25 protein-coding genes are annotated in these 26391 nt (G+C 34.9%); 5 read left to right on the top strand and 20 right to left on the bottom strand.

Going from position 1 to position 26391, the window contains the following annotated elements:
* Nucleotides 1–92: 92 nt before the first annotated feature.
* The 6 genes from glnA to ABS911_RS01895 all read right to left on the bottom strand — a co-directional run bounded on the left by glnA (nt 93) and on the right by ABS911_RS01895 (nt 6204).
* Entirely contained in the window at nt 93–1427 is a 1335-nt protein-coding gene (glnA, locus tag ABS911_RS01920; protein WP_350466035.1) for a type I glutamate--ammonia ligase, read from the bottom strand.
* Between the two features lie 57 nt (nt 1428–1484).
* Nucleotides 1485–1850 (bottom strand): MerR family transcriptional regulator, encoded by a 366-nt coding sequence (locus ABS911_RS01915; RefSeq protein WP_350466034.1) that lies wholly within the window; start codon nt 1848–1850, stop codon nt 1485–1487.
* Between the two features lie 108 nt (nt 1851–1958).
* The gene (locus ABS911_RS01910; protein WP_350466073.1) at nt 1959–3215 is read right to left on the bottom strand and encodes a methionine gamma-lyase family protein; all 1257 of its coding nucleotides are present in this window, start codon (nt 3213–3215) and stop codon (nt 1959–1961) included.
* Nucleotides 3212–4474: a GTPase HflX gene (gene hflX / locus ABS911_RS01905; protein ID WP_350466033.1), complete on the bottom strand. Its 1263-nt coding sequence runs from the start codon at nt 4472–4474 to the stop codon at nt 3212–3214. Before hflX ends, ABS911_RS01910 begins: the two co-directional genes overlap by 4 nt.
* 43 nt (nt 4475–4517) lie before the next feature.
* On the bottom strand, nt 4518–5471 hold the full coding sequence (gene miaA / locus ABS911_RS01900) for a tRNA (adenosine(37)-N6)-dimethylallyltransferase MiaA (protein ID WP_350466072.1): 954 nt from the start codon (nt 5469–5471) through the stop codon (nt 4518–4520).
* 1 nt (nt 5472) lies between these two features.
* The gene (locus ABS911_RS01895; RefSeq protein WP_350466032.1) at nt 5473–6204 is read right to left on the bottom strand and encodes a glycerophosphodiester phosphodiesterase; all 732 of its coding nucleotides are present in this window, start codon (nt 6202–6204) and stop codon (nt 5473–5475) included.
* Between the two features lie 149 nt (nt 6205–6353).
* Between ABS911_RS01895 and ABS911_RS01890 the strand changes: the two genes are divergently transcribed.
* Nucleotides 6354–6584: an excisionase family DNA-binding protein gene (locus ABS911_RS01890; protein WP_013710950.1), complete on the top strand. Its 231-nt coding sequence runs from the start codon at nt 6354–6356 to the stop codon at nt 6582–6584.
* A 128-nt stretch (nt 6585–6712) separates the two neighbouring features.
* Here the strand turns inward: ABS911_RS01890 and ABS911_RS01885 are convergent, their stop codons facing one another.
* The 10 genes from ABS911_RS01885 to ABS911_RS01840 all read right to left on the bottom strand — a co-directional run bounded on the left by ABS911_RS01885 (nt 6713) and on the right by ABS911_RS01840 (nt 14712).
* On the bottom strand, nt 6713–7108 hold the full coding sequence (locus ABS911_RS01885; protein WP_350466031.1) for a rhodanese-like domain-containing protein: 396 nt from the start codon (nt 7106–7108) through the stop codon (nt 6713–6715).
* Nucleotides 7109–7217: 109 nt separating this feature from the next.
* Nucleotides 7218–8327, bottom strand: coding sequence for a YqgU-like beta propeller domain-containing protein (locus ABS911_RS01880; RefSeq protein ID WP_350466030.1), 1110 nt, complete (start codon nt 8325–8327; stop codon nt 7218–7220).
* Between the two features lie 247 nt (nt 8328–8574).
* Entirely contained in the window at nt 8575–9549 is a 975-nt protein-coding gene (locus tag ABS911_RS01875) for an ROK family glucokinase (RefSeq protein ID WP_350466029.1), read from the bottom strand.
* Nucleotides 9550–9576: 27 nt separating this feature from the next.
* Complete coding sequence (locus ABS911_RS01870; protein WP_350466028.1) at nt 9577–9783, bottom strand: YqgQ family protein; 207 nt, start codon at nt 9781–9783, stop codon at nt 9577–9579.
* Nucleotides 9784–9794: 11 nt separating this feature from the next.
* Nucleotides 9795–10484, bottom strand: coding sequence for a rhomboid family intramembrane serine protease (locus tag ABS911_RS01865; protein ID WP_502880488.1), 690 nt, complete (start codon nt 10482–10484; stop codon nt 9795–9797).
* Nucleotides 10485–10713: 229 nt separating this feature from the next.
* A complete protein-coding gene (locus tag ABS911_RS01860) occupies nt 10714–11022 on the bottom strand; it encodes a hypothetical protein (protein ID WP_350466026.1) in 309 nt (102 codons plus the stop codon).
* A gap of 167 nt (nt 11023–11189) precedes the next feature.
* Nucleotides 11190–11339: a 50S ribosomal protein L33 gene (rpmG, locus tag ABS911_RS01855; RefSeq protein WP_007724164.1), complete on the bottom strand. Its 150-nt coding sequence runs from the start codon at nt 11337–11339 to the stop codon at nt 11190–11192.
* Between the two features lie 142 nt (nt 11340–11481).
* On the bottom strand, nt 11482–11994 hold the full coding sequence (locus ABS911_RS01850; protein ID WP_350466025.1) for a hypothetical protein: 513 nt from the start codon (nt 11992–11994) through the stop codon (nt 11482–11484).
* Between the two features lie 24 nt (nt 11995–12018).
* Nucleotides 12019–12369, bottom strand: a complete 351-nt coding sequence (locus ABS911_RS01845; RefSeq protein ID WP_350466024.1) for a hypothetical protein — start codon at nt 12367–12369, stop codon at nt 12019–12021.
* A 222-nt stretch (nt 12370–12591) separates the two neighbouring features.
* A complete protein-coding gene (locus tag ABS911_RS01840) occupies nt 12592–14712 on the bottom strand; it encodes a peptidoglycan D,D-transpeptidase FtsI family protein (RefSeq protein WP_350466023.1) in 2121 nt (706 codons plus the stop codon).
* 152 nt (nt 14713–14864) lie between these two features.
* Here ABS911_RS01840 and ABS911_RS01835 point away from each other — a divergent pair, with 152 nt between their 5' ends.
* Together ABS911_RS01835 and ABS911_RS01830 are read left to right on the top strand one after the other, a co-directional pair.
* The gene (locus ABS911_RS01835; protein ID WP_350466022.1) at nt 14865–17639 is read left to right on the top strand and encodes a YfhO family protein; all 2775 of its coding nucleotides are present in this window, start codon (nt 14865–14867) and stop codon (nt 17637–17639) included.
* Nucleotides 17636–18274 carry a pentapeptide repeat-containing protein gene (locus tag ABS911_RS01830; RefSeq protein WP_350466021.1) on the top strand — a complete coding sequence of 213 codons (639 nt, stop codon included), beginning with the start codon at nt 17636–17638 and terminating at the stop codon, nt 18272–18274. The genes ABS911_RS01835 and ABS911_RS01830 overlap by 4 nt, the downstream gene beginning before the upstream one ends.
* A gap of 201 nt (nt 18275–18475) precedes the next feature.
* Here ABS911_RS01830 and ABS911_RS01825 read toward each other — a convergent pair whose 3' ends face one another.
* Complete coding sequence (locus tag ABS911_RS01825; protein WP_350466020.1) at nt 18476–19006, bottom strand: hypothetical protein; 531 nt, start codon at nt 19004–19006, stop codon at nt 18476–18478.
* Nucleotides 19007–19150: 144 nt separating this feature from the next.
* On the bottom strand, nt 19151–19759 hold the full coding sequence (locus ABS911_RS01820; protein WP_350466019.1) for a superoxide dismutase: 609 nt from the start codon (nt 19757–19759) through the stop codon (nt 19151–19153).
* A 255-nt stretch (nt 19760–20014) separates the two neighbouring features.
* On the opposite strand from ABS911_RS01820, the gene ABS911_RS01815 reads away from it, so the two are divergent.
* Nucleotides 20015–20764 carry a DUF1189 domain-containing protein gene (locus tag ABS911_RS01815; protein ID WP_502880487.1) on the top strand — a complete coding sequence of 250 codons (750 nt, stop codon included), beginning with the start codon at nt 20015–20017 and terminating at the stop codon, nt 20762–20764.
* 51 nt (nt 20765–20815) lie between these two features.
* Here ABS911_RS01815 and ABS911_RS01810 read toward each other — a convergent pair whose 3' ends face one another.
* Both ABS911_RS01810 and ABS911_RS01805 read right to left on the bottom strand, forming a co-directional pair.
* Nucleotides 20816–22165: a DEAD/DEAH box helicase gene (locus ABS911_RS01810; RefSeq protein ID WP_350466018.1), complete on the bottom strand. Its 1350-nt coding sequence runs from the start codon at nt 22163–22165 to the stop codon at nt 20816–20818.
* 176 nt (nt 22166–22341) lie between these two features.
* On the bottom strand, nt 22342–24354 hold the full coding sequence (locus ABS911_RS01805; protein ID WP_350466017.1) for a KUP/HAK/KT family potassium transporter: 2013 nt from the start codon (nt 24352–24354) through the stop codon (nt 22342–22344).
* A gap of 501 nt (nt 24355–24855) precedes the next feature.
* Between ABS911_RS01805 and zwf the strand changes: the two genes are divergently transcribed.
* Nucleotides 24856–26343 (top strand): glucose-6-phosphate dehydrogenase, encoded by a 1488-nt coding sequence (gene zwf, locus ABS911_RS01800; RefSeq protein WP_350466016.1) that lies wholly within the window; start codon nt 24856–24858, stop codon nt 26341–26343.
* Nucleotides 26344–26391 lie beyond the last annotated feature (48 nt).

The following is a 26391-nucleotide window of genomic DNA, read 5'->3' as shown; positions in this document are numbered from 1 at the left end:
CACAAAAATCGAACTATACCAATTATAAAATGCTAAAAAAGAACCTGTGAATAGCTTATTCACAGGTTCTTTTCGGATTTTTATTAAATAGGTCAATATAACGTTAGGTACTTATCTTTTTCCCACTCAGAAACTTGTTCACGATAAGCAGCCCATTCTACATGTTTGGCACTGACAAAACTTTTATAAATGTGGTCTCCTAATGCATTTTGCACAACTTTATCTTCTTGCAAATATTTTACAGCATTGTGTAAAGTAGAAGGGAGATCTTTTATGCCTTTTTTATATCTTTCTTCTGAAGACATACGGTAGATATTACGGTCGATCGGTTGAGGGACTTTACTTTCTTTCTTCACACCATCTAATCCCGATTGCAATAATACCGCTACTGCTAAATAAGGATTTGCACTAGGATCTACGCTCCGCAACTCTATTCTAGTAGAGATTCCTCTTGAACTTGGGATACGCACGAGAGGTGAACGATTACGAGCACTCCAAGCAATGTATACAGGCGCTTCATAGCCAGGAATCAATCGCTTATAAGAATTTACAGTTGGGTTACAAATCGCTGTATATCCCAAAGCATGATCCAATATACCTGCTAAGAAATGATAAGCTGTTTTACTTAAACCTAATTCATCCGATTCATCACACAAAACATTTCCTTCATCGTTAAACAAAGACATATTAAAGTGCATTCCAGAACCGCTTACTCCAAATAAAGGTTTTGGCATAAAGGTAGCATGTAGCCCATGTTTACGAGCAACAGTTTTAACGATCAATTTAAAGGTTTGGATATTATCACAAGCTTCTACTGCACTCGCGTATTTCCAATCGATCTCATGTTGACCTGGAGCTGTTTCATGATGGCTAGCTTCAATTTCAAAGCCTAATTCTTCTAGTTGTAAGACAATATCACGACGACAATTTTCACCTAAATCTGTTGGTGCAAAATCGAAATAGCCGCCATTATCATTTAATTCAGTTGTGGGTTTTCCATTCTCATCTAATTTAAACAAGAAAAATTCTGGTTCAGGTCCTAAATTAAAATCTGTATAGCCTTGTTCTTCCATTTCTTTCAGAACGCGTTTTAGATTGTTTCTAGGATCTCCTGAGAAAGGCGTACCATCTGGGTTGTAAATATCACAAATTAAACGAGCAACTTTTCCATTTACTTCTTCCCAAGGGAAAATCAACCAAGTAGATAGATCAGGGCGTAAAATCATGTCACTTTCTTCAATTCTTACGAATCCATCAATGGAAGAACCATCAAACATCATTTTATTTTCCATAACTTTTTCCAATTGACTAATTGGAACCTCAACATTCTTGATGGTTCCGTCAATATCTGTAAACATCAATCTTAAATAACGAACATTTTGTTCCTTGGCACTAATTTCTATTTCTTCGCGTGTAAAATTCTTCATTTTGGTTATCTTTACTCCCTTTTGTAATAGTTTTTTTTATATTTTCACTATGGAAAATTAAAAGAAACGTGAAGGACCTTTCGGACTCATTCCTCGTAGAGCTAAAAATTCATCTTGTAGAATTCGACGAACGTCTTCATCCGTTAAAACAGATTGCTCTTCGTTTTCAACTTCTTTTTCTTTTAATTCATAGATACGTTTTATTCCTGCCATATTGATTCCATCTGCTAAATAGTCTTTGATTTCCAGAAGAACATCTACATCATTTAAAGAATACATTCTTCTATTCCCCTCATTACGTTCAGGAGAAATCAATTCTTGTTCTTCGTAATAACGAATTTGACGCGCAGATAAGTCCGTCAATGTCATGACTGTTCCAATTGGAAATACAGACATGGAACGCCTTAGCTCTTTCTCGTTCATGACGATCCTCCCATCTAGCATATTACTACAGTAACAATCTCTTTTTAAAATGTCAAAAATCTTACATCACCGAATTCAATTTCAAGAGTAATCAACGCTTAGATTATTTTAAGATTGGAAAAACAATTCTTCTACAGCAGAACTAACTGCTAACTTGACATGCTCATACGTCAACCCACCTTGGACGTATAAAGTATACGGCGCTCGAATAGGGCCATCAGCTGTTAATTCCATACTTGAACCCTGTATAAAGGTTCCTGCTGCCATAATGACATCATCTTCATAACCAGGCATGTAAGCCCCAATAGGAGAAACATGTGCATTGATAGGAGAATATTTTTGAATCGTCTGCGCAAATTTAACCATTTTTTCTTTGTCATTCAACGAAATCATTTGAATTAAATCCGTTCGTTTATCATCCCATTTTGGCGTACTTGCAATACCACAAGCATCTAAAAGGGCAGCTGTATAGACAGCTCCTTTTATGGCTTCACCCACTGTATGAGGAGCCATGAAAAAGCCTTGATACATTTCTTGCAAGCTATATAAAGAGGCGCCAGCTTCTCTACCAATACCAGGAGTGGTCAAACGATACCCGCAAGCTTCAATCAGTTCTGTTTTTCCAACAATGTACCCACCTGTTTTAGCTAAACCTCCACCTGGATTCTTGATCAATGATCCAGCCATCAAGTCTGCTCCAACTTCGATTGGTTCTTGCTCTTCTACGAATTCCCCATAACAATTATCAACAAAGACAATAATTTCTGAATTGATTCCTTTAACAAATTGAACCATTTCTTTGATTTGGCTTATCGTAAATGACGGTCTGCTTGCATACCCTCTAGAACGTTGGATAGCTACCATTTTCGTTTTCGCATTTATTTTTTCTTTTACTGTTTCAAAATCCACTGTTCCATCCGACAATAAATCTACTTGATCAAAGCCCATCTGGTATTCTTTAAATGACCCAATGCCATTTCCTGTAACACCCACGATTTCAAGCAGTGTATCGTAAGGAGTCCCAGTGATATACAACAAATCATCTCCTGGGCGCATCACACCAAATAAAGCCGTTGAGATAGCGTGTGTTCCAGAAATGATTTGCGGTCGAACTAAACCCGCTTCAGCTCCAAAGACTTCAGCATAAACCTCTTCTAAAGCGTCTCTTCCAAAATCATCGTACCCATATCCTGTAGAGGGAGTAAAATGTTGTTCTGTAATTTTTTTATTTCTAAAACTTTGCAAGACTTTATTTTGATTGAATAACGCTATTTCATGGACCTGGTCATGGATAGGCTTGATTTTTTCTTCTACTGCTTTAATTTTATTAATTAATTCGGGTGCATAGTGCTTGTTCCAACTCATAACGTTTGATTCTCTCCATTCCATTTCGACTCTGCTTTCGCATAGCCTTTTACTACATAAACATTTTTTTCTTCATCGTATTCTTCGGAATCAACCAGTGTTTCTCTTTTTAATCGAACCAACTGTTCTCCACGACTAACTTCAACTTCGATCCGGTATGGGACCATCAATTCTTTCATTTTGTTCATGATCTCAGACAGTAATTGATCGATATCTCCAGGAACATTCGCCGAGATAAAGACATTAGGGAAAAGAGATGGATAGAACGCTCCCTCAACGAGATCTTTTTTATTGTACACAGTAATCATCGGAATAGATTCCATACCTAATTCTTTCAACAGCTGAACTACTGTCTGTTCATGTCCCGCCATATTTTCAGCAGAAGCATCTACTACATGCAGCAATAGGTCGACACCCTTCGTTTCTTCTAAAGTTGATTTAAAGGATTCAATTAATTGGGTTGGCAAATCTTGAATAAAACCAACGGTATCCGTTAAGGTTACCGTCATTCCGCTTGGCAGCAGTAATTGACGAGTTAACGGATCTAAGGTCGCAAACAATTGATTTTCTTCGTACGTATCTGCTTGAGTTAATTTATTTAACAAGGTAGATTTCCCAGCATTTGTATACCCCATTAAACCAATTTGAAAGGTTCCGCTCTCCTTACGTTGTTCACGCGTACGACTGCGGTGTTTTTCAGTTTCAGCTAGATCTCGTTTGATATCGGTAATTTGATCACGAATATGACGACGATCCGTTTCTAATTTTGTTTCTCCTGGACCACGTGTTCCAATTCCTCCACCTAAGCGTGACAAATTGATTCCTTGACCGGCTAATCGTGGCAACAAGTATTGCAATTGAGCTAACTCAACTTGTAATTTACCTTCTTTACTTTTAGCCCGCATGGCAAAAATATCCAAAATCAATTGAATACGGTCAATTACTTTCACATCATCCAAAAGAAGTTTTTGGATGTTTCTTGTTTGCCCAGGTGTTAGACCTTGATTAAATATAACAGTATCTGCTTCTAGTTCATCCACCAAAGAAATCAACTCTTCCATTTTCCCTTTGCCTAAAAAGGTACGTGAATCGACTCGATCTCTTTTTTGGGTAAGTTCCCCTACTACTTCTCCAAGTGCTGTTTCTGTCAGTTGTGCTAATTCTGTCAACGAATAACGGAAATCTTGATCGTTTTCTCTTGTTTGTACCCCCACAAGGATGACGCGCTCTACTGTTTCAGCTGTTTCTTTTGTTTCCATTCCGTTCACCTTCTATTCTAATATTTTAATGACATGAATAAACTTATTCTTTTAAAAATATTTTCACTTCATTTTTGATTTGTTCCTCTTCTTCCGGAGAAGCCAATAGATCAAACCATTCTACGTTTTCTAATCGATTTTTAAACCACGTAAGCTGACGTTTAGCGTATCTTCTTGAGTTCTGTTGGATTGCTTCTTTCGCTTCTTGTAAAGTAGCTTTTTTTTCAAAATAAGGAACCAATTCTTTGTACCCAATCCCTCTTGAAGCTTGGGCGTCTGGTAATTGTTGTTGATACAGCCACTCAGCTTCTTGAATCAAACCTTCTTCAAGCATATGATCTACACGAAGATTGATTCGCTTATACAATTCTTCTCTATCAGCCGTTAACCCAATAATTTTAGCATCATAAAGCCGTTCTTTCTCTTTGCGTTCACCTTGATAACTAGAAAAAGGTTGACCCGTTACATGATACACTTCAAGAGCACGAATGACACGCCGACGATTATTAAAATGGATATTTTCAGCAGCAATAGAGTCCACTTTAACTAACTGTTCCCATAAATAGCGATTCCCTTTTTCTATAGCTAATGCTTCTTGCGCTTCACGAAAAGCTGGATCATTCTCGCCACTGCCGCCAAAGGTTACATCATATAGCAAAGATTCAATATACAATCCCGTACCACCCACAATAATTGGTACTTTGCCTCTGGCAGAGATTTCCTCAATCAAAAACCGCGCTCGCTTTTGAAAGTCGGATACTGCATAACTCATTGCGACATCTACTTCGTCAATTAAGTAATGCGGGATTTCTTGTTGTTCTTCTTTGGAGACCTTAGCTGTCCCAATAGTTAAGTTGCGGTAAATCTGCATAGAATCACCACTAATGATCTCACCGTTGACAGCTTTAGCTAAAGAGAGGCTTAAGCTTGTTTTTCCAACAGCCGTGGGTCCTACAATGATAATGATTTTTTTCTTTTTCACGCTATTCTCCTTCATACTACCATTTATTTCTGATTTCAAGAGCCTTCTGAGGGTAATCAGTAATGATACCTGCTACTTGTTTGCTTAAACAATATTGAATATCTTTGCTTTTATTGACGGTCCAGACACGTACCGGGATCTCTGGAGTTTCAAAAAGACTCTTGTTTTTGAACCAACTCAATTTAGGATGCCACATCCTGACTGGGATATCCGAACCTAAAAAAGCAACATTTTCACCATTATTCTCAAATAATAGAGCGATCTTACAAGAAGAATCCACTTCTTTTAGTCGGATCAATGTTTGATAATTAAAACTAGAATATTCTACAGTAAAGGGCCATTTTTTTTCAGCTGCAAAGGTTATTACTTTTTCCTCAATACCGGGATATGAATAATGATCTGTTTTTAGCTCGATATTGACTAATCCTTTGTAGTCAATTTCTGCAAGAAAATAAAAAACTTCCTTTAAGGTTGGGATACGACAATTAGTGTATTCAGGAGAAAACCAACTGCCTGCATCCATTTTTTTCAGTTCCATTAACGTTAAATCTTGTACTCTGCCTTTTCCATCTGTTGTCCGATCAACCGTTTCATCATGAATAACGATTATTTCTTTATCTAAACTTAAATGCACATCTATTTCAATACCATCGCTTCCCACTTGAATAGCTTCTTCGATTGCTTCTAATGTATTCTCTGGATGTGTTCCTTTGCTTCCACGATGAGCAATAATTTTCGTTTGGTTCATAACGTATGGTCCCTCCATTGCTTACATTCTTAATAATTATAGCATATTTCTATTCTATGCCCTATAGATAGCTCTATTTCATCTTATGAAACAGTCGTCTTTTTCTCTAAAGTAACGTACAATAGAGTCTGTCAGAAGGAGGAATTGAGATGTATTTAACGATTGAAGAAACTGCAGAGTATTTAGATCTTTCCATCACCGATATTACACGACTTATTCGCGAGAAACAGATTCGTACCTTATCAGATGGCGAAACCATTTTAATTTATAAAGAACAATTCAATTTATATTTACAGGAAATTGAAAAATATAAAAAAGACTTACAAGATTATTTAAACGAACCTATTCCTGAAGACATTGATATAAAAGACGAAGATTAAGCCAACATGGAAGCGCCCCTCAGTTCTATTCCCTAACAATTCCGTTAGAATAAGTATAAAAAAACTTCCACTAATAAGTTATTAGCGGAAGTTTTTTTGACTATTAAATTTAATCGTTTATTTATACTTTAGTGTGTTGCTTTCGTTTTGCCAGTCCAATCACGATAGCCACCTTTAAGATGGTGAATATCCTTGTGACCTTCCTTACGCAAACGGACAGCTGCTCGTAAACTAACTGCTTTATTATGATCATAAAGATAAACAGGTTGGTCTTTTCTTATTTCAACGATGCGTGTTTTCAAAGTCGAATAAGGAATATTTCTAGCTCCTAAAATGTGTCCTGCGTCATAATCTTTTTTCTCACGGACATCAATTAACTGAACTTTTCGCATGTCTTTTTTAAATTCTTCCTCTGTTAATTCTACTGAAGCATTTTTACGTCTGAAATAACTATAGATTTCGTAACCTGCCCATACAATAATGATGATCCATAAAACTATATTAATCAATTGACCTATATCCAATTCTTACTTACCCCTTTCAACTCGTTCTACAGGGATAATTGTACACAAGAATGGGGTCTTTTACTAGCTTTTTTTATTACCAGCGTTTTTTACAGACTTTATTATGCACTTAATTAGGCATACTGATCAATGAATAGACTTTTTTCGCTTCTATATCTATAATACTTTCAAATCGCCAACCATATAAGCTGTATTTTCCGTTTTTTGACATGGTAATCGGAGCATTATCCGGCAACTCCAAAATAGGCTTAATCGTTTTTTCATCGAAATCCAGTTGTCCAAATTCAAAATTACCAGTTTCAAGTTCTAATTTCGCCGCTTCTTTTGCAAATACTCCGTAAACGGGAGTATTTCGTGCAGCCTGACTTAAATAAGGAAAAACAAGACGATCGTTCATGGTTACTTTAGGAATTGTCATAAATGACTGATCCACCATAAAAGGGTATTGGTAGTTCAAGAGTAATTCATCGTCTGAAAAATCGGAAGGTGTGTAGGTAATGAAAGTATCCTCATGAACAAAAAAATCAGAAACCTGATTCTTTAATCGTAAAGATTCATTCGTTCGAGTATCCCCCATATAAAGATCACCTGTTTCAAGAGAAAAATCATCTTTATTATCTACATATAAATACAAATTGGAAGAATACCAGGCAGGGGTCAACGAAGCAGAAGGAACGGGTACAACTTCATTAGTCTCAACATTCCAATTGCCAACAACTATTTCTTCTTCTGACTGATAATAAGAAATGAATATCTGATTTTGATTTGCTGGGTTCCAGTTTACATTAATAAATCCTTTAGTTACTAATGGCAATTTTTGTATAACCGTTCCATTTAGATCAATTATTCTTAACTCTCCACCATCTTCACCAACAACTTGAATCAACACTTGTTGCTGATCTTCTGAAATAACAGCGGTTAAAATAATGCCATCTGCTTCATAGACAGGCTGAATCTCACCTGTGAAAATATTAAAAATAGATAAGCTGTCATTATTTATTTCACCAGTGTGTAGCAAAACATCTTCATCTGACATCCATCCAATTACTTTTCTAAAACTTTCATACTCTATTGGGATCTCCTTATATGACAAAGGATTTTTTTCTGGGTCAGGAGCTTCAGTCGGTTGTTTTTTAGTGCAACTTATTAAAAATAAGGTCGCGGAAAAAAGTAAAATAACTAAGCTAAAAATGATATACTTTTTCTTTTTTCTTTTCATTCTAATCACCTTATTTTTGATTTATTTAGGGTTCTCCCTCTCGAAAGCATTCTCGTCATCTCGTTAGATTATAACATACGCTATACGTTTAAACACTCATTACCCTTTATATAACAGCGTCAATGAATGTATCCCCATACAAAAACACACTTCTAGATGAATAAAAAAGATGGCTTCAGTAAATTACCGAAGTCATCTTTTTTATTCAGTATAGCCTTACTTTTTAATAGCTAAAAGGATGCTTAAATCAAAGAGTTCCATTTAAATGTTCTTTGATTAATGAACTGGCTCCAACTACTCCTGCATTGTTTCCTAATTCAGCTAATCTAATTTTTGTCGTTTCACGAATAGTTGGATAAGTAAATTTATCAAAATAGGTTTTGATTTGATCAATTAAAAATACTCCAGCATTAGAAACGCCTCCACCAATTACAATGGTAGATGGATTTAACGTATTTGCAACACTCGCACATGCTAAACCTAAAAAGTAAGCTACTTTTTCTACCACTCGAACAGCTAATTTGTCATTTTCTTTTGCAAGATCAAAAACATCTTTGGCTGTTATTAATTGACCGTCGTCAATATTATATTTCAACTGTGATTCGCCAGCGTAATCTTCTGAAAAATCTCTAGCTAAACGTACAACTCCTGTAGCACTTGCTACAGTTTCCAGACAACCTTTCTTTCCACATGTACAATCATGCCCCTCTGGATCAACTGTAATGTGTCCAAGTTCTCCTGCTGCACCAGCAACACCATGAATCAAACGGCCACCAGCAATAATTCCACCACCAACACCGGTTCCTAAAGTGATAAAGACAACATCTTCTTCATTTGCTCCAGCACCCTTCCAGCGTTCTCCAAGAGCCGCTACATTTGCATCATTATCAATAGCAAAAGAAATTCCTGTGCCCTCTTCGATTAATTTTTTAACTGGTTGGCTTGTTTTCCAATTCAAGTTGTACGCACCAATAACAGTTCCGACTTTACGATCGACCGTTCCTGGCGATCCCATTCCAATACCAATGAAGTCATTTGGAGTTAATTGATATTTTTCAAGCTGCTCATTGATCGATTCAACAATTGCTGGAACAATTCGTGATCCATTTTCCGTTGCGTCTGTTACAAGACTCCATTTTTGTTGAATATCCCCTTCACTTGTTAGAATTGCAAATTTTACAGTTGTTCCACCTAAATCGATTCCAATGATTTTTTTTGTCATAATACTTCTTCCTCCACATTCAACTTATTATTCTTTTGATTGTTCTTCTTCTTTACGATGCTCTTGTTTTAAGATCAGTAACGCAGGCAAATATTCATCATTTTCTATCAGCCCATTTTCGTGCAATTTTTTTAATTCAACCATCATTAATTCAATATCCCAAATTCGTTTTCCGATATACACATAAATACCAAAGCGTTTCAATAATTGTTGTACATTATATAATGTTCTCATTACTTCACTCCCTAAAGTCCAAATAGAGGGACAGCGGTATTAAGGTATCCTATATAGGCTAAAACAATAACCATTAAGAGAAAAAGGCCGCCATAAATCAAACGCTTATTTCTCCATGTTTTTAATGGATTAGGCACACTGATTGCTGTGGCAAGTAAGAACCCGCCTAACAAGCCCCCTAGATGCCCGGCCATATCAATAGAGGAACTAAATATTCCAAATACAATATTGATAATGATCAACGTACCAAAACTTTTTGCCATCTGTTGGATTGCAGGATTGTGTTTAAACGTCTGTCCAAGCATAATCGTCGATCCAAATAGGCCGAATAAAGCTGTACTAGCACCGGCAGACAAAGCGTCACTAAACGCAAAACTTGCAAGATTTCCAGCTATACCGCTAAGTAAGTAGATGCCAGCAAATCGTAAATGGCCAAACATACCTTCTAATTGTTCCCCTAAATAATACAGAATTACTGAATTCATTAATAAATGAATAAATCCGATATGCAAGAACATCGGTGTAATCAATCTCCACCATTCTCCTAAAACAATATACGGGTTAAACTTTGCTCCATATTTTACTAATGTAGCAACATTGGTGCTTCCACCATCTAGAGTCATTAAAACAAATGCCAAAATTTGAATTATCAAAAAAGCATAGGTTACGACTGGTTTTCTAAAAAAACGCTTTAATTTCATTTGGGTGTTGTATTCCAAACTATCAACTCCAATCTATTACTAAATGAATCAGTTAACCATCAAACTTATCAAATAACCTCTACTATTTATTATAGCATAAAGCTGCTTATTCTTAACAACAATACTTAAGTTCTTGCTATAAAAATAGACATATAAAAATACTGCTGAAATTTAGGTGGTCAACCAAATTTCAGCAGTACTTCATCAATAAACACATCAGCAGATGAGCTTATTCCATATTTCCAATGTCTTTGCTTAAGTTGCTGATAGCGTCTAAGTTTTCTTTCGTATGATTATCTTCAGAACCCAAATTTTCTTTATTCGTATCTGTTTTTGAAGTTGAATCGGATTTAAGAATTGAAATGGTAACGATTTGGCCTGGATTTAAATAGTACGAAACGCCTTTTTCATCTTCTAACAAAACAAAACTTTCTAACAATTCTCCATCTTCATCTGTTACTTTATTTAGCAATTGTTCAGCAGAGCTATCAAAGATCACATTCGTTCCATTACTTAAATGCACTTCACTTTTATCCATCCTCAAAACCACCTTTTCATTTATTGCTTTTAGTATAGCAAATAGAAGTCATTGAACCTAATGCTATGCTTTCAAATTAATTTTCTCCATATAAAAAAGCTGAAAGAATTTCTTTCAGCTTTATCTATATAAATCTCATTTTTTTGCGAATTGAAATAACAAAAATGTTATTTTGTTTCACGATGTAAAGTTACAACACGTTCGCGCGGGCAGTATTTTTTGAATTCAACACGGTCCGGACTGTTACGTTTGTTTTTCTTTGAGATGTAATTACGTTCTTTACATTCTGTACATTCCAATGTGATGTTTACACGCATGATTTTCCCTCCAAGCATTAAACAGTATTTGAAGACATAGTTGTTGTCTTCTGACTTAAATATCATATCACTTTTTGTATAAACATGCTAGTATTTTTTTAGAGGTTGTAAAGTTTTTTTACTTTACGCCCCTTATTCCAACCTAATTATTATCCATCAATACACTAGCTAATTCATTATAATCCATTTCACTTGATACTTCATAAGAACCAGGACGAATAAGCGCAGCATAACTATTCTCCTCTAAGAATCCATCAAAGTCAAAAGCATCTTCAATTAATCCTTGCTCTTGTAGTTGCTGACTAGCAACACTGCTTGGATCTCCATCATTAATAATAACCGTGATTTTTTTCTCACTAGGTTCAGAAGATTCCGATTCGGCACTCTCCACTGATTCGCTTGTTGCTTCTTCGTTGACAACAGCAGATTCACTTGTTGCCGTTTCTTTTTCTAAATCAGCAACTTCCCTATCAGCTAGCAAAGCTTCATACTTTTCTTGATAGGATATTTCTTCTTTAGTGGGGACAGCTTCTTCAGTCTTCTCATTTTCAGAGGCGATAGGTTGAACATCATAAAGGAAAAGTCTATATCCTGCAAGAACAATAGCAGAAACTAAAAATCCTAATGCTAAGTAACGTAATGCCGGTTTACTCATGTTATTATTCTCCTTTATTAGGGATTAATTATTTTTAACATACTCATCGATAACAACTTTTACAGTTGCTTCAGATAAACGTGTTTGCATAACAATGTCTTTCACTGCTACACCTTGTGTGTATAAACTGACTACATGTTTCTTCAAAACATCATGAATCTTAGCTGAAGTTGGCGTTTCTGTTACTTGAATATTTAATTCTTCTTCTAAAATTGAAACACGTTTTTTCAAACTATAAATGTCTTGTAGCAATTGCAGAGACAATTCTTCAAATTCTTCTTTAATTTTCTCGCCATTATCTTTTTTATAAAATGACCAGCCAATTAATGCAACCGCAATGACTAATAAGATAATCACAATTATCCATAAGTCCATCAAATTCACCTCTTCTTTTTAATCTCAAATTCAAGTTTAACATACCTTAGTTAAAAAAAATACTTTGTAAAATAAACTTAATAATTTAATGATTTAGCAATGTATCTTGCCGAATTAGGAAAAACCAGCATTTGAATCTACAATTATTAGGTACATTTCTGATTTTTGTAAAATAAAAAGACATCACCAGAAAATCTGGTGACATCTTTTTATTTTAACCTCTTATTCTTCAGTGTCTTCATCATGATCTTCAGCAATTTCTCCCGAAAGGTCTTTATAATCGCCAACTTGGAAGTAAGCATCAAAAACTTTTCGAGCAACAATTGTATTTTCATGATTGCTATTAGTGTTCGGCAGATAAGGAACAATAACAAATACCGCTATTTCAGGATTATCATAAGGAGCATATCCGACAAATGTTCGGTTTGTTACACTTTCCCCTTTTCTACCTTCAACAACTCCATCATAAAATGCTTCAGCAGTTCCGGTTTTACCGGCAACTGTATATTCAGTACCCGCAAAGTAACTTGTTGCTGAACCGTTAGCCCCATTTGTCACTTGATACATCCCTTGTTGGACACGATTCATTTCCTCTTCACCAACGTCAACAATATTCAAAACTTCTGTTTCTAATTGCGTTTGAATAGCGCCCATATTTCCATTTGCATCCGTCTCTCTAATTTCGTCTATTAAACGAGGGGCAATCCGTTTTCCACCATTTGCAATCGTTGAAACGTATTGCAGCATTTGGATTGGAGTATACGTATCGTACTGTCCAAATGCAAATGTTAAGGCTAAACCTGGATTTTCTGCAGTTCCTATGAATCCAGAACCCTCACCTGGCAAGTCAATTCCCGTTTTTATACCTAATCCAAACTGAGCATAATAACTCCTCAATTTTTTTATAACTGCTCTGTAATCAATATCTAACGCCATATTTCTATAGTAATCGTACTCTCCGCCCATCCGCAGGGCAATTTTTGACATATAAACATTTGAAGAACGTTCCAGTGCTGAAATATCATTTACTGCGACACTGCCAGAACGATTAAAAACTGAACTAATAGTGTTACTACCTCTAATCATTAAAGGTTCATCAATTAACGTGTTATCTGCCAGGGTGATAGCTCCATCCATGTATCCAGCCAGTACAGTTGCCGGTTTGACTACTGAACCCATTTGAAAACTCGAATTAATAATATCTAATGTAGCATCCTCAATTTCACCAGTTTTTGCATTCCGTTTTTGACCAGTCATCGCTAAAATTTCACCATTGTTTGGATCAGCTGCCACAACATATATACTGTTATTCAGCCCTTCGCTTTCAGTAGCTACAGATTGCTTAGCAATATCTTGAACAATTTTTTGAAAATCCATGTCAGTTGTTAAAACAAGATTATCGCCTTTTTCACCCGCATAACTTTGGATCGTATTGACGATATCTCCATTTTGATTCGATTCAGTTTCGGATTTTGATTTTGATCCGCTTAACACTTCTTCATATTCCAACTCAAGGTAACTTTTCCCAACGCGGTCATTGCGTGCATATCCTTGGGCTAAATAAGTCGCAGCCTTGTTCTCTGGAAGACCTTCAGATTCGCTTGTAACATCTCCAAGGATACTCCTAAGCATGTTACCTTCTGGATATGTTCTGACCCAATCCGTACCGGTATCGATTCCTGGTAATGACAAAAGATTTTCACTTACTTTTGCGATTTCGTCATTCGTCACATTTTCACTTTTAATGTTGATCGTTGATAAAGCGTAACCGCCATTCATTCGTTTAAAAATAGCTGCCGCTTCTTGTTCTTCCTCTGTGAATTGAATATCCTCATCTGTCACACTATCTACTTGAAGTTGATAAAGTTCTGCTCCACTTAAAGATTTCTTCTGTTCTTCACTAATGCGTTTATTCACTTTTTTTTCATCCAGAGCGATCCAAAAATCTTTTAAGTCTCGTTTTGACAAATCAAAATCACTATCTTGTTCAAATTCCGTAACATTCGGCATTTCGATGTATTGCGCTAAATTCACAGCGATTTTTGCCATATCTTCACTAGAAACACCTTTACCTCTAGTATAAGTAATCGCTTGAAGAGCTTCATTTCCGACTAATTTACGGTGCTGACTATCGTAAATTTCACCTCGAGGAACGGTTCCAGTTGCTAAAGTAGTCTCAGTTCGCTGAACTTCTGTTTCAAATTCTTCACCCTTAACAATTTGCAAATAACCCAATCTAAGGATCAACATAGCAAACAGCAAAAATACCGTGAAGAATAAAAAATTCAACCGAAAAGGAATATGCGATTTTTTCTTCTTATTATTGTTTTTAGTTGTTTTCAAAAAAGACACCTTCCTGTTCAAATTACTTGTCTCATTGTATCAAATTTGTTTTGAATTAACTACTGATTAAAGAAAACTTTAATTATTTCATCTCATTCTATGCTATTCTAGTACTTGGAAGAATTACTAGTTCGTTATTGGAGTTGAAACTTATGCAAAAAACAATGCAGACCTTTATTCAAAAACAATGGCCCTTGTTGTTAGCTTTTTTTGTTCCTTTCTTTACGATGTCGCTCATTTACATTTTTCAAGGCGTTTATCCTTTTGGAAATGATTCTCTACTAACAGTCGACTTAGGTCAACAATACATTGATTTTTATTCGTATTATCGACAAACCTTTTTTGATGATCCAACTACATTCTTTTATTCTTTTTCTAAAGCTATCGGTGGAGATATGGTAGGGTTATGGGCCTATTACTTGACCAGCCCTTTTAATTTATTATTTTTACTCTTTCCGCATACTCAAATCACGTTAGCAGTGACTTGCTTGACTCTTTTAAAAATTAGTTTAGCAGGGTTAAGTTTTGGTTATTTATTAAAGAAATCCTTCGGCGGAACGGACTTTATCTTAGCCGCTTTTTCAATTAGTTACGCTTTGATGGGGTATACGATTGTTAACCAATTAAACATTATGTGGCTAGATGGTCTCATTTTTCTGCCGCTTATTGTGATGGGACTTGAACAATTGATAGCTGAAAAAAAGGGATTATTTTACTCTCTTTTTCTTGGTCTTATGTTATTTGCAAATTATTACATTGCTTATATGATCTGTCTCTTTCTAGTATGTTATTTCATTTTTCGTTTGACTGGTGTTTCTTATCCAAATGGAACTCGATGGAAAATCAAGTTTACAGACACGCTCACTTCGATTGGATTGTTCATTTGGCATTCTCTATTAGGAGCAGGATTAGCAGGGATTTTACTGCTACCAACTTTCCATTCTCTTATGGAAAGTAAAGCCAGCTACACGAAATTTGAATTTGACTGGGAATTAGCCTATCCGTTTCCAGAAATGTTATCCAAATTATTTATTGGCGCTTTTAATTTTGATCAAATGCCTTCTGGTTATCCTAATTTATTTATTGGCAGCTTAGCGCTTGTCTCATTCTTTTGTTATTTCTTTAACCGTTACTTTTCAAAAAAAGAACGATTGACCGCCTTAGTAATGATGTTTCTATTTGTTGTTTCTATGAATTTAGAAGCTTTCAACAAAATCTGGCATGCTATGCAGTACCCTATCTGGTACCCTTATCGCTTTTCGTTTGTGGTTTGCTTCTTTATGTTAATCAATGGATTTAGAAGTTTTATGCACTATGAAGGCATGCGGCCTATTAGTACACTTGTCAGCATGCTATTAACAGCCTTAGTAAGCTTTTACGTCTATAATGGTGAGTTTGATTTTATTTATACAGAACAAATTATTTTAACGGTTCTTTTTACCTGTATGGTTATCTTTTTCTTCATTATCAAACCACAACAATACACTTGGCTACCTGCTGCACTCTTTCTTCTCACCGCAGTAGAAATGGGTGTAAATGCCCAAATAGACTTATCTCGTTTGAGTTATGTCGATCAAGACAGCTTTACGGTTTACCAAACCGGGCTGGATGATAGTATTGATGCCATACAAGATATGGATGATAATTTTTATCGAGTCGAAAAAACATTTTTACGAACAAAAAATGATAGCTTTCAAGCTGACTATCCGAGTGTAACTCATTTCAGTTCAACTTTTGAGCGAACAATACCTGCCTTATTTGGTAGTCTTGGTTTTCCTGTAGGAGATGGTTTTCTTGCCTATTCTAACGGAACGCTGGTAACTGATGCTTTATTTAATATTCAATATTACATGAGCGAAAAAAATGATCTTTATCTTGCAGAAACCAACCAACCTTTAGGCGTCAAAAGTACTCGATTAAAAGATTCTTTTAGTCGGACCCAACAAGTACCTTCATTAATAGATTCTTTACTGATTCCTTCTGTTTCAGATACTAAAAAAGAGGAATTTAAACTAAATGCCATGCAGACAAAACCTGATTTACGCTCTTATACACAAATTGGCGAAACTGATAAGACGTTTATTTACGAAAATCCCAATGCCTTACCAATTGCTTTTGGAAGTTCTGACTCTATCCTAGCTGTTTCTTTAGTAGAGGATCAGCCGATTCAGTTACAAGAAGCAATTTTACAAGCTTTGACCGATAATCGTGTCACAGAGCAGTTCTTTGTGCCTAGCGATTTTGATAGTACCGTATACCAAAATGTGACCCTTTCTGATGCTCTTAACGAGAAGATTTACCGGAAACAAGTTTTGAATAACGATGCATCCGTGAGTTTTCAATTTACACCGGAAACGAATGACTCCTTCTATTTAACGCTTAGCCCAAATATTAAAGAAGAAGACGTTAACTTATTTTTAAATGGAGAACCGTTCACTCAATATGAGACATATAGAGATCAATTAGTTTTAAATATTGCCAGTCAAAATAAAGGAGATACGCTCACGTTTAAAATTGAATTAGAAGAATCTACGATACGCTTAAAAGACTTTCAACTGTATCGTTTAAATTCAACCGCATTTGAGTCAGCTATCCAATCTTTAAAAGCTGGTGGCATAGCCATCGAAGAATATAGCAACACGTCTTTTAAAGGCACTGTAGACATTCAACAAGACCAGAAAGTCTTAATGACTACTATTCCGTATAGTGAAGGCTGGTCTGTTAAAGTTGATGGTATTCCTATCCAAACAAAGAAAGCTTTAGACAGTTTATTAGTTATTCCTATCGCTGAAGGTAAACACGTTGTTGAATTTAATTATACGACACCCTTATTTTTTGAAGGAACTATTTTAACGCTCATTTCGACAATGCTACTTTTTGTAACAAGTCTTTTCTTTAAAAAAAATCTTAAAGGTGGAAACCAATGAATGCATCAATAAAAATAGCTCAACCTAGAATACCTGCCAATCTAACAGCTTCGCATTTTGATGAAATCGATCATGAAGCTTACTACACAAATTGTCAATTTAGAGACTGTACCCTGTCCAATAAGCAGCTAGAAAACATCTGCTTCCAACATGTTTCTTTCGTTAATGTGACCTTTGAACATTGCCAATTTACTCGTTTTGAATGTTTAGATGTTACGTTTGAAGGATGCAACATTAGTAACAATGAATGGATTGGGGCTATCTTCCATCGTACGACGTTCAAAGATACGAAATTTCTGGGCACCAACTTTGCTGAATCGTCTATTGTTGACGCTCAGTTTGATCATTGTATCGGGAATTATAGTTCTTTCAATTATGCTTCAATGAAGCAAGTTCGTTTCCAAGATTGTTCACTGGTCGAAAGTGAGTTTTTTGAAGTTACTTGGAAAAAACTAGATTTTGTAAGGTGTCAATTAAATCAACTGTCTATTATGCAAACTAACCTCAACGGATTAAATTTTAGCGATTCTGAATTTGAAAACTTATCTGTATCCATTGATTTAGTAAAAGGATGCAAACTAAACGCTGGACAAGCTCTGGTTATCGCCAATATGTTAGGTGTTTTAATTGTATAATCTTAAAATTATCTTCAGACTTTCAAGTATCAAAAAAATCGCAATCGTTGAAACGTTAACGTTTTGTCATTCACATTGAATCCTTTACATGGCTACAAGCATGCCTATTTTTCCAGAAATTAAAGAGACCCCGTTCCTAAAACGGAACAGGGTCTCTTTTTTCTAATAAAAGATTACTTTTTTAAAAGCATTAAAAAATTTTCATCGTCTGGTGGTATCATCATCTGAATCCGGTGAAAACCATGGTTGATTATTGTACGTACCATTATACCGTGGACTGCTGATATCGCTATTCGCTGACCCCGAGTTGATAAAATCAGATTGATGATTAAACTCTTTATTTCCTTCAATATCTGTAATAGGTTGGCCTAAGCGTTTTTTTGGATACCAATAATCCTTATCTGGATTCTCACCTAGCAACAAAACATACGTTAATTCAGACATTGCTTGATTATATTGGACTTGCTCTTCTTTAATAGATAGTCCATATTTTTCTAACGAGAAAATATCATCAGTTTCTGTGTGGTGAACTAGCCAAGTTGTCTTTTCTAACAGAATTGGGCGATTTTCGTAAAGTGGAACAGCCATTTGGAATTCATGTAAAACATCTTCTCTGTCTTTATTTGTAACGAGTGTCATTTGGTTGATGTCTTGTCCCTCTCCTAAAAGTTTGTTTATTTTTTCTATCAATGATTCTATAGACGGATAGACACCGATGAACCGTTTACTCATTTCACCACTCCTCACTGATTAAGGTGCTCCTATTTTCACACCTTAATTTTACCACAAAAGAAAACGATTACAAAACTTCGTAACGTAAGATTCTTTTAAAAAAAAAGACAAACACATGAGTGCTTGTCTTTTTAAATCAAAAATTTATTTAGCTGCTTCGTAACGTTTTGCTACTTCATTCCAGTTAACAACATTCCAAACTGCTTTTAAATAAGCAGGGCGTTTGTTTTGGTAGTTTAAGTAGTATGCATGTTCCCAAACATCTACTCCGAAAAGTGTTGTTTTCCCATCTGTTAATGGAGAATCTTGATTAGCTGTTGAAGTTACTTCTAATTTACCATTGTTAAGTACTAACCATGCCCAACCTGAACCAAATTGGCCAGCTCCAGCAGTTTCGATTGCTTCTTTAAATTTATCAAAACTTCCAAAAGTTGCTTCAATATCTTCTTTTAAAGCTCCAGTTGGTTCTCCGCCACCATTTGGTGAAAGAATTTCCCAGAAGAAACTATGGTTAGCATGTCCACCACCATTGTTACGGATAGCTGTACGGATTTCTTCAGGAACTGAATTTAAACCCGCTACTAATTCTTCGATTGATTTTTCTGCTAACTCTGGGTATTTTTCAAGAGCAGCATTTGTTTTTTCAACATATGTCGCATGATGTTTATCATGATGAAACTCCATAGTTGCTTGATCGATATGTGGTTCTAATGCATCATATGCATAAGGTAAGTTTGGTAATTCGTATGTCATAATCAATTCCTCCATTTATCTTTTTTTAAGCTTTCCCTAATAAATGTAACACCTTTCAATAAAAAACACAAAGTATTCAGATAGTTATTTTAAAAAAATAACACAATTACTTTTTAGTACCTGTAGCCTATTGAGTTTATTAAATTTAACCGCTACAATAAAATTAAGCATTATTTAGTACGTAATAGAAAATTCATTTGTTAGATCAAGTCAGGAGAGATTACTATTCAACTCATAAAATTAGTTAAAGATTCATTGTTTCATCCAGAAAAGCTAGCACAAGCTATCACGTTGAAAAAAGGAAAAGTATTTCTTTATTTTTTGTTTATCGCTTTTATCGCAACTATTCCAATTTGGATACAAAGCAATCAAATAATCAATAATTTTAGTCGAGATGGTCAAATTATTGCGGAAAGTATCCCGCCTTTTAAAATAGAAAATAATCAACTTGTTACAACTGAGCCTGTAAAGAGTTATATTTATCAAACGAATTCGATTATCTTTACATTTGATCCAAACGGAGAAAGAACCATTGAAGACGTAGAACAAGATCTAGTTGCAAACTTATTGGGAATTGCTTTTTTAGAAGACAGCCTTTATTTTGTTCTTCCAGATTACCCTATTCAATTGCCATATACTCAGCTAAACGGCTTAACAAGTGAAACATTTATTGACCTTATTTTAAATGTTCAAGCATTTGGTATTAATTTGCCACTTATTACCTTTATTCTTGTATGGTTGTCTACTCTTTTTATTACATTTTTGTATACTTTACTATACACTTTATTTGCAAACATCCTCTCTATCCTTACCGGAAGAAAGTTAAAATTTGGCGATAATTGGAAAATCGTCCTAGTTGCTTCTACATTGCCAACTCTATTCATCGCACTATTAAATAGTTTTAATTTAATACCTGCTTTTCAACTGGAAATTAAGACAATTGTAACTTTATTCATCTATTATTTAGCCATTCGAGCACTACCTAAAACGAAACTTCTATCCTAAAAAAAGATAGTAAAAAGGAGTTGAGAATGATTCTCAACTCCTTTTTTGCAATTATTTTTTCTTGTTTGCTTTTTTGATAGCATTAGCTTGACTACGACGTTCAACACGACGTTGTTTCAAGCCACTCTCTTTGATGACACGAGACATTTTTTTCTTGTATCCTGGTTTAACTTTTTTCTTGGTCTTACTTATCATACTTTTTAGTTTAGGATCAATTTTATCAGTAGCAGTATTTTCACGAGTTGTACGACGTTTACGATCATACGTATCAACTATTTCACCCTTTTGGATCATTTTTGGTTCAAAAGGAATCCCTAATTTTTCAATATCTACAATTAAGTTTTCATCGCTTGGAGCATACAAAGTGATGGCTGTCCCTTTAAGATTGTTTCTTCCAGTTCTACCAACACGGTGAATAAAGAAGCTAAGGTCTCTTGGAATCTCAGCATTGATCACATGCGAAACACCTTCAATGTCAATACCGCGTGCAGCTAAATCAGTCGCAACGACAAATTGATATTCAAGATTTTGTACTTGCTTCATGACACGTTTTCTTTCACGTGGAGGAATATCTCCATGAATTTTAGCTACTTTGATTCCTCTAGATTTAAGACCATCTGCTAATTCATCAACTTTAGTTTTAGTATTTGCAAAAATCATAACCAAATACGGTTGTCCAATCGTCAACAATTCATAAATAACGTCAATTCTATCTTTTCCTTTTGTAGAAATAAGCCAGTTTTCAATTGTTGGTGAAATAATTTCTTTAGGTTGAATTTGTTCAAATAAAGGATTAGACATATATTTTTTCAAAAACGGTTGTAATTTAATAGGTATAGTTGCTGAGAAAACAAGCATTTGCAACTTTTCAGGTAATTTACTTGCGATTTGATCAACATCTGTTAAAAATCCCATATCTAAAGTCATGTCTGCTTCGTCAATAACCAAGACTGGAGACGTATAAATCAATAGAGCTTTTTCAGTTACTAAATCTAAAATTCTCCCAGGTGTTCCGATCACAATATGTGGTTGAACTCCAGCTAATTTAGCCATTTGTCGTTTTTTATCTGTTCCACCTACGAAATTTTGTACAATAATTTTAGTAGGAGCTTTTTCAACTAATTGAAGTGCTGCTTGATAAATTTGTTCTGCTAATTCTCTACTAGGAGAAGTGATCACCACTTGCACTTCTTTGCGTGATGGATCAATTTTGTTTATTAATGGAAGTAAAAATGTATGAGTTTTTCCTGAACCCGTTTGTGATTGACCAATAACACTTTTCCCGCTTTTAATAGCTGGTATAAGCTTTTCTTGTACTTCCGTTGGTTTTGTAAAACCAATTTCATTTATTGCGTCAATTAAAAAGGGTTGTAACCCAAACTTTTCAAAGGTATGTTCCATTTTATCGCCTCATTTCTCTTGATACTCTTTTGCATCTTTTGTATTATACCATAAATACGAAGGATTCGTTACTTAAATATATTTTGCTTTCAAAAACCTCTTTTATATGAAAGCAAACAAAAAGGCTTACGTAGAACTTTACTTTCTTCCGTAAGCTTTTTTGTTTGCATGCTTCCTTATTTTTTTACATTTACTCGTTTCAATTTTGTTTTTTTACGATTTCCAAGCAATAAAGGTACGTGTTCAATTTTTACATCGGTGTATTCAAGCCCAAACCATTTTATTGGAGAAACAGAGACTTTTTTGATTGCTAATTTTATTGACATAATAAACCGACTTTTATTTGAAAGCTCCGTTTCAACTGATAACTCTTCTCGGACCAATACAAAACAAAAATCTCCAATATTTTGATTAAATTTATTAGTGGACCAACGTTGGGGTTGTTTTTCAATCGTTCCATCCATCATGAGATCTATAACTACTTGTCTTAAATAGGTGCTCACTTGTTGCGGAACTCTAAAGCCAAGAAGCAGTTGAACTTTAACAATAAAATTCGTATCAAATGTTTCTACAGTGTATTCCATAGTTCTTGGTTGATCCGTTACAAGAACATTTACAAACCAATAAACGTCCGCCCGTTTTGGTTGTTTATCAAATATAGAATAGATAACTTCATTGTCTATCATTCCAGAAGTTTCTTTGCTAGTTAGATAAACCAGATTAGTAGCATAAAGTGGAATGGATTTTTCATCTTTTATATTTCTTAAATGTTCTTTATAGTCTTCAATCCTCACTTCTTTTACAAAGTTTTTTTCAATTTTATTTGCTTTGTGCCATACGACCATAACCATTAAAATAACGGCCGCAATAATAATGGTTACAAATCCCCCATGGAAGAATTTCGAAACACTTGAAATGAAAAATATAAGTTCAAGGACACCGAAGAAGATAATCACCATTCCTGCTAATAACTTAGGGATATTTTTAGCAAGTAAGTAATTAAATAAAAGAATGGTCGTCATTAACATTGTAATCGTAATGGCTAAACCATAAGCTGACTCCATGTGTTCCGAATTTCTGAAATATAAGACAACTCCTAAACAAGATAACCATAGAATAGTATTGACAACTGGAATATACAATTGACCTTTAGAACTTGATGGATAAATGGTTTTCAAACGTGGCAATAATTTTAACTTGATGGCTTCAGAAACTAATGTATAGGATCCTGATATTAACGCTTGCGAAGCAATAATGGCTGCTAAAGTTGCTGCAGCTACCCCTATCATCTTGAACCAATCAGGCATTATTTCAAAAAAAGGATTAAAACCCTCTATTGCTTGAAATTTTTCATTATCTTTTACTTTTAAAAGCCATGCACCTTGTCCAAGGTAGCTTAGTAACAAACAAATTTTAACATATGGCCAAGTTAAGTAGATATTTTTACGACCCACATGGCCTAAGTCAGAATATAAAGCTTCCGCCCCGGTGGTTGCTAGGAATACACTTCCTAATATTAAGAATCCGGCCTTGTTATTTTCACTAAATAAAAATTTAACCCCGTAAGCAGGTGAAAGTGAACGGAAAATATCCAAATTTCCCAATACATTCACTAATCCGATTGTTCCAATCATAAAGAACCAAAGAAACATTAACGGGCCAAACAATTTGCCGATTAATTCCGTTCCAAATCGCTGAATCAAGAATAAAAAAGTAATAATAATAAGCGTGATCATAATCACTGTTTGTTGACCAGTTCCAAAAATTGCAACATAAACCGGAATCGTTCTTAATCCTTCAATTGCGGTCGTAACTGTAACCGCTGGTGTTAAGATCCCATCCGCTAAAAGGGCAGCCCCTCCTATAATGGCCGGTATAATTAGCCAAATAGCTTTTTTTCTAATTAAAGCATAAAGCGAAAAAATACCGCCTTCTCCATGGTTGTCAGCTCTTAGAGCGATCATTACATATTTAATCGTCGTTAATAACGTAAGTGTCCAAAACACTAAAGATAAAGCCCCATAAATAAACTCATCCGAAACGGAAGCAAGCCCTCCATTACCTTCTATTAAAGCTTTCATAACGTATAATGGAGAAGTTCCAATATCTCCATAGACAACACCTAAGGTTACTAACAAGCCAGAAATTGATAACCTCTTTTTTTGTTTAATGGTTAATTTGTTTTCCATTTTTCTGTTCCGTTCCTTCCGTGTTCATATGTATAGTTTACAACAGTGCAAAAAAAGCAAGCCCTATACGCAATCTTATAAATTACGCATAGGTCTTGCTTTTTAAGTTTAAACCAGTGTTTTACTAACACAGACTAGTTGATTTAAACACATGATATATGTTAGCTACTCCCCTATTCGATAGGTTTATTTAATTGTAAGTTTTGATTAACATCCTTTATTATAGTAATTTTGAAGCCATTGTCAACAACTTAATTTAGTACAACAATGTGTATTATTGCACTAAATTAAGGATAAAATTTCTACCATTTTTAAACTAGCAATTCGTCATTCTTTGTGTACTATTGTATACTGTTAATTGCACAAACTTAAAATGTGTAATAAGAGCTCTTACTTTTTAAAAGAAAGAATCAATGAATGATTGATTCTAAAAGCAGAAACCAGTACAATAGTTTTAGAAAAGATGAACGTCTTTGTTCTAGAAGAGGGGTATAAAGATAGATGACAACTGAACAGAATGTTTTATTTACAATCTTTGGAGGAACCGGAGATTTAGCAAAGAGAAAATTGTATCCATCTCTTTATCGCTTATATAAAAAAGGATTTTTGAAAGAACATTTTGCTGTGATTGGAACTGCTAGAAGAGAATGGACGAATGATTATTATCGAGAAATTATCAAAGAAACGATAAGTGACCTAGTTATTTCCGAAGAAGCTGCAACTGAGTTTGCCAGTCACTTCTACTATCAATCACATAATGTTAATGATGCAGAACATTACGTTAACTTAAAAAAATTAGCCGAAGAATTAGATGACCGTTACCAGATTAATGGCAATCGTTTATTTTATTTAGCTATGTCTCCTAACTTTTTTGGCACGATCACACAACAATTAAACCAACAAGGATTGGTATCAACTAATGGATTCAATCGTTTGATTATTGAAAAACCGTTTGGTCATGATTATGAGAGTGCCTCTATTTTAAATGAACAACTCCGAGAAGTATTCGATGAAAATCAAATTTTCCGTATAGATCATTATCTTGGCAAAGAAATGGTACAAAATATTTCTACTGTACGCTTTGCAAATAACATGATTGAATCTATGTGGAATAATCGCTACATTGATAATATTCAAATTACATTGAGTGAATCTCTAGGGGTTGAAGAACGCGGTGGTTATTATGATAAAAGCGGTGCTTTAAGAGATATGGTACAAAATCATATCTTGCAAATCGTCTCTCTTCTGGCAATGGAGCCTCCTGCCAAACTTACAGACATAGACATTCGCAATGAAAAAATTAAAGCGTTACGAGCTGTTCGCCTTTTCAATCCTGAAGAAGTGAAAGAAAATTTTGTTCGTGCCCAATACGATGTTGGCACTAATAAAGATAGTTTATTGAACAAGTACCAAAATGAAGTGAACGTTGCAGAAGATTCTCAAACCGAAACGTTTGTCGCAGGTAAAGTGTTGATTGATACATTCCGTTGGAAAGGCGTTCCCTTCTATATTCGAACGGGTAAACGAATGGCCGAAAAAGGCACCCAAATCAATGTTGTCTTTAAAAATGTTCCTTTAAACTTGTTTAGTGAAGATGTTGAAGAAGAATTGCCACCGAATGTATTGACCATTTTCATTCAACCAACTGAAGGATTCTCTCTTCAATTAAATACTAAAAAAGCTGGCATCGGTTTAGAAACAGAAACCTTTGACCTTAAACACATACATTCAGTTGAAACAGTTGCAAATAGCCCTGAAGCTTATGAAAAGCTGATTTTTGATTGTTTAAATGGAGACGCAACGAACTTTACGCACTGGGATGAAGTAGCTTCTTCTTGGAAATTTGTTGATGTTATTCGTAATGAATGGGACCAAGATAAGACGAATCTTCCAAGCTATCCAAGTGGCTCTATGGGTCCGACAGAAAGTGATGCCTTGTTAGCAAAAGACGGCTTTAGCTGGTATTGGAACCCGAGTACACCTAAATAATCATATCAATATAGATAAAAAAATAGACGAAAGCAGAATTTGCTTTCG

The organism is Carnobacterium sp., assembly GCF_040274425.1.
Note: the sequence above shows the minus strand (reverse complement) of the source record. Positions and strands in the feature narration are given on the sequence as shown.